General features: G+C 68.5%; 4 protein-coding genes and 1 other RNA gene. 2 read left to right on the forward strand and 3 right to left on the reverse strand.

Going from position 1 to position 5,306, the window contains the following annotated elements; translation table 11 throughout:
* Positions 1 to 363: 363 nt before the first annotated feature.
* Positions 364 to 460, reverse strand: an RNA gene (gene ffs / locus PMI14_RS33390) — signal recognition particle sRNA small type.
* 80 nt (positions 461 to 540) lie between these two features.
* Entirely contained in the window at positions 541 to 954 is a 414-nt protein-coding gene (locus PMI14_RS06615) for a DUF4345 domain-containing protein (RefSeq protein ID WP_007851632.1), read from the reverse strand.
* 70 nt (positions 955 to 1,024) lie between these two features.
* Here PMI14_RS06615 and PMI14_RS06620 point away from each other — a divergent pair, with 70 nt between their 5' ends.
* Entirely contained in the window at positions 1,025 to 1,624 is a 600-nt protein-coding gene (locus tag PMI14_RS06620; protein WP_007851634.1) for a TetR-like C-terminal domain-containing protein, read from the forward strand.
* On the opposite strand, the gene PMI14_RS06625 is transcribed toward PMI14_RS06620, so the two are convergent.
* On the reverse strand, positions 1,611 to 3,176 hold the full coding sequence (locus PMI14_RS06625) for a methyl-accepting chemotaxis protein (protein ID WP_007851636.1): 1,566 nt from the start codon (positions 3,174 to 3,176) through the stop codon (positions 1,611 to 1,613). The genes PMI14_RS06620 and PMI14_RS06625 overlap by 14 nt on opposite strands.
* A 229-nt stretch (positions 3,177 to 3,405) precedes the next feature.
* Between PMI14_RS06625 and dnaX the strand changes: the two genes are divergently transcribed.
* On the forward strand, positions 3,406 to 5,306 hold a 1,901-nt coding region (dnaX, locus tag PMI14_RS06630), incomplete at its 3' end, for a DNA polymerase III subunit gamma/tau (protein WP_007851639.1).

Genomic DNA, 5,306 nt, shown 5'->3' on the forward strand with positions numbered 1-5,306 from the left:
CGGCTGCTGCCGCCAGTCCTGTGCCGAACAGCACCAGTCCCGCGCTGCACACAGGCCTGATCCAGGCCGATACAGCACGGCCCGTTGCCGCGGCCGAGTCATCGAAAAACGCCGTTGTGCTCTGGCGGACACTGGACACTTGCACGGTCATGGCGGTGGACATGGCAGCACCCGAAAAGGGGGTTAAGCGATGTCACAAAGTGTGCGCCTGTGTCGTGTTGCCGGAAAGTGCCGACCGCCGCAAAACTGTGTCGGACAGCACCGACACGGTTAGAAAAACAGCTGGAAGTGGGGGAGTCGATGGTGCGCTGCGCGTGGCGCCTGCACATCCATGCGCTGCGCGCGTCGCGGCAGCAGAAAGAAGTTGACGAGCCTTACCCCCGGCACTGACTCCACAGTTAGGGCTGCTTGGTTCCCCACCTGACCCGGTTGGCCGCTTTGCCATGCGGGGAGGCCCGTCGCTGGCTATTGTAGCGGGTGCGCACAAGGCCGCCGGCTTCGAGGGCCTGTTTATCCCTGCTGAAGGGACTTTTTTATGCCTCACGCGGGGCAAGGCGCTGTAGCAGGCGCGCACGCCGCCACCCGCCGCTGCCAGGCAATGAAGGCGGGGGCGCCCACCAACTCCAGCAGCGTGAAGCCGATGAACGGCACGGGCGGCAGGCCCAGCCAGGCCATCGACAGCGCCCGGCCCACGCCGCCCAGGAACACGGCGCCCCAGAGCACCGCGAACATGCGCCCCTCGCGCTCGATCTGTGGCACCAGCGACAGCATGGCCAGCCCGAGCGCGAGCCAGACACCCCCGAAAAATCGCAGGTTGCCGTCGAGCAGGGCATCGCGCGGCAGGCCGCTCGCGCGGTACAGCGGATCGTCGATTCCCATCATGGTCAGCACGCCGGTGACCACCGGGATGAGTGCCATCACGGTGGTGGCGGCTTGCAGCAGGCGTCGGTTCATGGATTTATCTTTACAGCGTCAAGATGGATGCATTGTCGGTGCCGATCTTGACTGTGTCAAGATTGCCACCATGACCGATCCGCAAGACTTCCGCGCGCCCTACCACCATGGCGATCTGCGTGCCGCCCTGCTGGCCGCTGCAGAGGCCTTGCTGGCCTCGGGCGCCACGCTCAGCCTGCGCTCGGTGGCCAAGGCGGCGGGCGTGTCGCACGCTGCCCCCTACCACCACTTCGCCAACCTGGAGGCCTTGCTGGCGGCCGTGGCGGCTCGGGGTTTTGACGACCTGGCGGCGGCCATGCGGGGGGCACAGCAGGGCGGCGACACGGCCGCCACCCTGGTCGGGCACTGCACCGCGTACGTGGCCTTTGCGCTGGCGCGCCCGGCCGTGTTCCGGCTCATGTTCAGCCCCTTGCTGCAGCGCAAGGCCGAGCACCCGGCCCTGCAGGCGGCGGCGGATGGCTCGTTCCAGGTGCTGCTGCAGGCGGCCCGGGCCCATGTGCCCGAGGGGGGCGACGCACTGGCCCTGGCGGGCTGGAGCCTGGCCCATGGCCTGGCCAGCCTGGCGATCGACGGGGCCCTGTCCACCGCGCCCGTGGCTGTGCCATCGGCGCACGAACTGGCTGCCGTGCTGGCGGCGCGGCTGTTGAAGGGCGGTTTCAGCCCAGCCTGAACACGCTGACCAATTGTTCCAGCTTGGCCGCCTGCACGTTCAGCGATTCGGCGGCCGAGGCCGCTTCCTCGACCAGGGCGGCGTTCTGCTGTGTGACCTGGTCCATGTTGGAGATGGCCACGTTCACCTGGTCGATGCCCGACGACTGCTCCTGGCTCGCGGAGGCGATCTCGCTGATGATCTGCGTGACCTGCTGAACGCTCTTCACCACCTCGGTCATGGTGCTGCCGGCTTCGTCGACCAGGCGCGTGCTTTCACCCACCTTGTTGACCGAGGCGTCGATCAGCTGCTTGATCTCCTTGGCTGCTTCGGCGCTGCGCTGGGCCAGGCCGCGCACTTCGCTGGCCACCACCGCAAAGCCACGGCCCTGCTCGCCCGCGCGCGCCGCTTCCACGGCGGCGTTGAGTGCCAGGATGTTGGTCTGGAAGGCAATGCCATCGATCACGCCGATGATGTCCACGATCTTCTTCGAGGAGGTGTTCACCTCGCCCATGGTGCTGACCACCTGGTTGACCACGGTGCCGCCGCGCACCGCCACCTGGGAGGCCGTGTTGGCCAGCTGGCTGGCGTGGCGTGCGTTGTCGGCGTTCTGGCGCACGGTGCTGGTCAGCTCCTCCATGGACGCTGCCGTCTGCTGCAATGCGCTGGCCTGCTGTTCGGTGCGCGCCGAAAGGTCGTTGTTGCCCGCCGCGATCTCGGTCGATGCCGTGGCGATGGACTGCGTGCCCGAGCGCACCTCGCTCACGATGTTGGCGATGCTGGTGCGCATGGCCTGCATGCCGTGCAGCAGGCTGGACTGGTCGCCCGGTTGCAGGGCGATGTCCATCGACAGGTCGCCCTGCGCCATCTGCTCGGTGATGCGGGCCGCGTAGTCGGGCTCGCCGCCCAGCTGGCGCAGGATGCCGCGCGAGATCAGCATGCTCACCCCCAGCAGCACGCCGGCCAGCACCAGCGCGCCCAGGCCGAACTTGACGATGCGCTCGTTGACGGTCGAATTCACCGTGTCCACGTACACGCCCGAGCCCACCACCCAGCCCCAGGGGGCAAAGCCCTTGACGTAGGAGGCCTTGAGCACCGGATCGGTGCTGCCGGGCTTGGGCCACAGGTAGAGCACGAAGCCCGCCTCGCGGGCCTTGACCACGTTCACGAACTCCACGAACAGGCGCATGCCCGTGGGGTCCTTGTTGTCCGAGAGGTCCTTGCCATCGAGCTCGGGGCGGATCGGGTGCATCACCATCACCGGCTGCATGTCGTTGATCCAGAAATACTCGTTGCCGCTGTAGCGCATGGCGCGCAGGCTGTCCTTGGCCATCTGCTGGGCCTGTGCCTCGGGCATCTTGCCGGCCTTGGCCTGCGCGTGGAAGTGGACGATCAGGCTGTGCGCCGATTCGACGTTCTGGCGCACGCTGCTCTTGCGCTCTTCCATGATGAGGCTGCGCTCCGAGCCGAGCAAAATGGCGGTGATGACCGCGATGCCGGCGAGCGCGCAGGCAATCAGCAGGCCCATGCGCCTGGCGATCCCCATGGGCCGCCGCTGGGAGGTATCCACCATATACAGCCACCTTCCATCGTGCGTTGGTGGCAGGCTGCATGCGGGCATGCCTGCCACAGAGCGTGAATACGTTCCTGGCCCATGCTAGGCAGGGTGTTGCAGGATGTACAGAGGAACTGCCCGCAGTGTTTTCCCGGGTTGCAAGCGGCGGCTTTTGGGAGGTGAAAGCGGTTGCACGTGGCGGCGAGCGCTGCGCAGGGGCATCCGCAGACCCCCTTAGAATCAGGCCATGTCCTATCTCGTGCTCGCCCGCAAGTACCGCCCCCGCAATTTCACCGAAATGGTGGGGCAGGAGCATGTCGTGCAGGCGCTCACCAATGCGCTCACCCAGCAGCGCCTGCACCATGCCTACCTGTTCACGGGGACGCGGGGCGTGGGCAAGACCACGGTCTCGCGCATCCTGGCCAAGTCGCTCAACTGCCAGGGGCCCGACGGCACGGGCGGCATCACCGCCACGCCCTGCGGCGTGTGCCAGGCCTGCACCGACATCGACAGCGGCCGCTTCGTCGACTACACCGAGCTCGATGCCGCCTCCAACCGCGGCGTGGACGAAGTGCAGAGCCTGCTCGAGCAGGCGGTGTACAAGCCGGTGCAGGGGCGCTTCAAGGTCTTCATGATCGACGAAGTGCACATGCTCACCAACACGGCCTTCAACGCCATGCTCAAGACGCTGGAGGAGCCGCCCGAGTACCTGAAGTTCGTGCTCGCCACGACCGACCCGCAGAAGGTGCCGGTCACGGTGCTCAGCCGCTGCCTGCAGTTCAACCTGCGCCCCATGGCACCCGAGACGGTGCTCGGCCACCTGACCCAGGTGCTCGCGGCCGAAAACGTGCCGGCCGAGCCCCAGGCCCTGCGCCTGCTTTCGCGCGCGGCGCGCGGCTCCATGCGCGACGCCCTTTCGCTCACCGACCAGGCGATCGCCTTTGGCAGCGGCCAGCTGCAGGAAGCCGGCGTGCGCCAGATGCTGGGGGCCGTGGACCGCTCCTATGTATTCCGCCTCATCGAGGCCCTGGCCCTGGGCGATGGCAAGACGGTGGTGGAAACCGCCGATGCGCTGCGCATGAACGGCCTGTCGGCCGCCTCCACGCTGGAGGAGATGAGCGCCGTGCTGCAGCGCATGGCCGTGTTCCAGGCCGTGCCGCAGATGGTGGGCGCAGTGGATGCCGACGACCCCGAGGCCGCCGAGACCGCACGTCTGTCGGCCGCCATGCCCGCCGACGAGACCCAGCTGCTGTACAGCCTGTGCCTGCACGGCCGCGGCGAGCTCGGCCTGGCGCCCGATGAATACGCGGCCCTGACCATGGTGCTGCTGCGCCTGCTGGCCTTCAAGCCCGCCACCACGGACGGATCGGCGGAAAAAAAAACTCTGACGCGGCCTGAGCCGCAGGCTGTCACCGCCCCGGCGCCTGCCGCCGCGCGGGCTCCTGTTGCTTCTGCTGTTGCTTCGCCCGCGCCCGTCGTGGCCGTGGCGGCTCCTGTTGCTGCTGCCCCGGTGGTGGCGCCCGTGGCCCCGCCCGCCGCCGAGGTGGCCGCAGTGCCGGCACCGGTTGCCGCAGCGCAAGCCCCGGTGTATGCGGCCGCGACGGCTCCTTCTTCTCCGGTGCCTGCGCCCGCCCCCGTGGCCGCTGCCGCACCCCAGGCCATGGCCCTGCCGGTGCGCGCGCTCGATGATTTCGACCGGCAGCACGGTGGCGGTGGCGACGGTGACCGTGACGAGGACGGGCGCGCAGGCGAGGCTGCAGACCCCCTGGATTCTTTTTCTTCCGCAGCGTCCCCTCCATCCGCTGCGGCCGTGGCCGAGCGCCCGGCTGCCGATGTGATGTCCATCCCCGTGCGCAGCATGTCCGCCGAGCCTGGCGCACGCCTGCAGCCCACGGCGCATTCGCCGTCGGCCGCATCGCTGCCCGCTTCGGCCCGCTATACGCCGACCGAAGAGGGCGAGGTCTGGTACACCACCGTGCAGTCCCTGGTGGCCGCCGAAGCGATCACCGCCCTGGTGCGCGAACTGGCGCTGCAATCGCAGCTGGTGGCGCGCGACGGGGCCCACTGGCTGCTGCGCGTGGAGCGCGAGTCGCTCAACCAGCCGACGGCGCGCGAGCGCCTGCGCAGCGCGCTGGAGGCTGGCGGCCA

It is taken from the genome of Acidovorax sp. CF316 (assembly GCF_000276605.1).
GTDB lineage: Bacteria > Pseudomonadota > Gammaproteobacteria > Burkholderiales > Burkholderiaceae_C > Acidovorax.

Coding starts and splice junctions, on each gene's coding strand:
- PMI14_RS06615 (WP_007851632.1), bottom strand. CDS start 954: ATGAACCGACGCCTGCTGCAAGCCGCCACCACCGTGATGGCACTCATC.
- PMI14_RS06620 (WP_007851634.1), top strand. CDS start 1,025: ATGACCGATCCGCAAGACTTCCGCGCGCCCTACCACCATGGCGATCTG.
- PMI14_RS06625 (WP_007851636.1), bottom strand. CDS start 3,176: ATGGTGGATACCTCCCAGCGGCGGCCCATGGGGATCGCCAGGCGCATG.